2 protein-coding genes are annotated in these 3,804 nt (G+C 65.5%); both read left to right on the top strand.

Translation table 11 applies throughout. The features are described from left to right. Positions 1-3,104, top strand: a 3,104-nt coding sequence (locus ACGVJ8_RS09650; protein WP_392347590.1) for a DEAD/DEAH box helicase, incomplete at its 5' end; no start/stop codon positions are given. A gap of 2 nt (positions 3,105-3,106) precedes the next feature. Then, on the top strand, positions 3,107-3,804 hold a 698-nt coding region (locus ACGVJ8_RS09655), incomplete at its 3' end, for an SWIM zinc finger family protein (protein ID WP_392347592.1).

Genomic DNA, 3,804 nt, shown 5'->3' on the forward strand with positions numbered 1-3,804 from the left:
TGGCCACACCGGAAGGCCCGGGCCTCACACCGGCACTGCACCCTTTCACCCTCAGCCACGACAACCTCAGGGTCTGGCTGAGCGAACGCGACCTTTTGCCGGGCGGTGGCATCGATGCCACGGCCTGCCTCACCCTGCCGAGCCGCACAGTGAAGCTGCGCAAAAGCCGCGGCAAAAAAGAGGAGCCAACGCCGGAACCACCGGGCTGGACCGGGCTACCGATGCAAGCCGGCGAACCGATTCCCAAGCAAACCGAATGGTGGCCCTGGCAGGTGCAAGGGCTCGCGGTGGAACCATCGGCAGCCACGGAGTGGTTATCCCGATTGCCGCTCTCCGGCACCAATCCAGACCTGGCTGACGAACTGCGCTGGTGGAGCCATCTGCAGCGCTGGGCCCTGAGCCTAGTGGCCCGGGGCCGCTGGATTCCCCAGATGGAGCTCAGCAAAGGGGATGGATATCCCCATCGAGCCCGTTGGGTGCCGCTGCTCACCCGGGAAGAAGACCGGCGCCGGCTGGAGGATCTGGCGGCCAGCCTGCCGCTGGTGGCCACCTGTGCCTTGCCCTGGCGGGAACCCCTGGGGCGCCGCAGCAACCGCACCACCCGGTTGCGACCGGAGGCCATGCGGGCCGCCAACCCTGTGGCCAGCTGCCGGCCCCGCAGCGGACGCCTGCGGGTGGCAACGCTGCTGGAAGACCTGGTGGATGCGCAGCTGCGCAAGGACTTTGAACCGTCCACTGATGGGCTTGATCCCCTGCTGACCCTCTGGCAGGAGGCCCTGGGGTCGGAGACCGGGGTGATCGAGATCGGTGATGAAGAGGCCGAACGTCTAGCCACCGCCAGCCATCACTGGAGGGAGGGCATCGCTGGCGGATTTGCCGCGGCCCGCACCTGCCTTGAACTGCACACCCCACCGGATGGGGAGGATCTCTGGGAGCTGCGCTTCGGACTGCAGGCGGAAGCTGACCCCAGCCTGAAGCTCCCGGCCGCCGCAGCCTGGGCCTCCGGCGCCGAGATGCTGCAACTGGGGGAGATCCAGGTGGATCAACCGGGCGAAGTGCTGTTGGAGGGCCTGGGACGAGCCCTGACGGTGTTCCCACCAATCGAACGGGGATTGGAGAACGCCACGCCGGACACGATGCAGCTGACCCCGGCCGAAGCCTTCGTGCTGGTGCGCACGGCCGCCCGTCAGCTGCGGGATACCGGCGTGGGGGTGGAGCTGCCGCCCAGCCTCTCCGGCGGACTGGCCAGCCGGCTGGGCCTGTCGATCAAAGCCGAACTTCCAGAGCGCTCCCGCGGCTTCACCCTGGGCGAATGTCTGGACTGGGAGTGGGATCTGATGATCGGCGGGGTGACGCTCACCCTGCGGGAACTGGAGCGCCTGAGTAGCAAGCGCAGCCCCCTGGTGCGCCACAAGGGGGCCTGGATCGAACTGCGGCCCAATGACCTCAAAAACGCCGAACGGTTCTGTGGAGCAAAGCCAGAACTGAGCCTCGACGACGCGCTGCGGCTGACGGGAACAGAAGGGGAACTGTTGATGCGGATGCCGGTGCACCGCTTCGATGCCGGCCCGCGGCTGCAATCGGTGCTGGAGCAATACCACCAGCAGAAGGCCCCGGACCCCCTGCCGGCTCCCGAGGGCTTCAGTGGCCAGTTGCGGCCCTATCAGGAGCGGGGCCTAGGCTGGCTCGCCTTCTTGCACCGCTTCGACCAAGGGGCCTGCCTGGCCGACGACATGGGCCTGGGCAAAACCATCCAGCTGCTGGCGTTTCTGCAGCACCTCAAAGCGGAGCAGGAACTGAAGCGCCCGGTGCTGCTGGTGGCCCCCACCTCAGTGCTCACCAACTGGCGACGGGAGGCCGAATCCTTCACCCCGGAGTTGAAGGTCACCGAGCATTACGGCCCGCGCCGCGCCTCCACACCCGCCGAACTCAAAAAAGCGTTGAAGGAGGTGGATCTGGTGCTCACCAGCTACGGATTGCTGCAGCGGGACAGCCAACTGCTGGAAACCCAGGACTGGCAGGGGGTGGTGATTGACGAAGCCCAGGCGATCAAGAACCCCAGCGCCAAACAGAGCCAGGCCGCCCGGGATCTGGCTCGCCTCGGTCGCAGCAAGAGCAACCGCTTCCGCATCGCCCTCACCGGCACCCCCGTGGAGAACCGGGTGAGCGAACTGTGGGCCTTGATGGACTTCCTCAACCCCAAGGTGCTGGGGGAAGAGGACTTCTTCCGCCAGCGCTACCGGATGCCGATCGAGCGGTATGGTGATATGTCGTCCCTGCGGGATCTGAAAGGCCGCGTGGGTCCGTTCATCCTGCGCCGGCTGAAGACGGACAAAACGATCATTTCCGATCTACCGGAGAAGGTGGAGCTGAGCGAATGGGTGGGGCTGAGCAAGGAGCAGAAATCCCTGTACAGCAAGACCGTGGAAGATACCCTCGATGCCATTGCGCGGGCGCCGGGTGGGCAGCGCCACGGTCAGGTGCTGGCCCTGCTCACCCGGCTGAAACAGATCTGCAACCATCCCGCTCTGGCCCTGAGCGAAGGGGCAGTAGACGAAGGATTCCTGAGCCGTTCGGCCAAGCTGCAGCGGCTTGAGGAAATCCTCGACGAGGTGATCGAAGCGGGCGATCGGGCCCTGCTGTTCACCCAGTTCGCCGAATGGGGGCATCTGCTGCAGGCCTGGATGCAGCAGCGCTGGAAATCAGAAGTGCCCTTCCTGCACGGCGGCACCCGCAAGAGCGAGCGCCAGGCGATGGTGGACCGCTTCCAGGAGGATCCCCGAGGTCCGCAACTCTTCCTTCTGTCGCTCAAGGCCGGTGGTGTGGGCCTTAACCTCACTCGGGCCAGCCACGTGTTCCACATCGACCGCTGGTGGAACCCGGCTGTGGAGAACCAGGCCACCGACCGGGCCTATCGGATCGGCCAGACCAACCGGGTGATGGTGCACAAATTCATCACCAGCGGCTCGGTGGAAGAAAAGATCGATCGGATGATCCGGGAGAAATCACGCCTGGCCGAGGATGTGATCGGCTCCGGCGAGGATTGGCTGGGAAGCCTCGGTGGCGATCAATTGCGCGATCTCGTCGCGTTGGAGGACACCTGACCATGACCCTCAGCAACGGCAACACCAACGGCATCACCGCCATCGGCGACGACGGCCTGGGCCAGCAGCCCTGGTGGGTGGAGCAGTGGATGGAGCTGATCAACGGCTACCGCTTCAAGAAACGGTTGGAGCGGGCCTGGGGCTACGCCCGTGAAGGCCATGTGACCTCGATCCGCTTCGAAGGCCGCCGCGTTCACGCCCGCGTCCAGGGCACCGATGAAGCGCCTTACAAAGTGAAGCTCTGGCTGGACGTGCTCAACGATGAGGACTGGGGCTATGTGCTCGAAGCCCTGACCCTGAAAGCCCGCTGGTCGGCCCAGCTGCTAGCGGGAATCATGCCCTCCGACATCGAACGAGCCTTCGCCGCCAGCGGCAAACGCCTGTTCCCGTTCAAGTTGCAGGAGGTGCGCAGCGAGTGCAGCTGCCCCGACAAAGCCAACCCCTGCAAACACATCAGCGCGGTGTATTTCCTAATGGGGGATCGCTTCAGTGAAGACCCCTTCGTGCTGTTCCAACTGCGGGGCCGCAACCGGGCTCGGCTGCTGGAAGACTTGGCGGAACACCGGCGCAAGGCCCTGGCGGAGCGGGCGGCGGCAGCCAAGGACGAGAAAAAAGCCAGCACACCTCGAGAGGCAACACCGCTACCGCCCCACGCGACGGTACAGGACCCGGCCCTGTGGTGGCGCTACAACCGCAGCCT

This window comes from Parasynechococcus sp. (assembly GCF_042954245.1).
Classification (GTDB): domain Bacteria; phylum Cyanobacteriota; class Cyanobacteriia; order PCC-6307; family Cyanobiaceae; genus Parasynechococcus.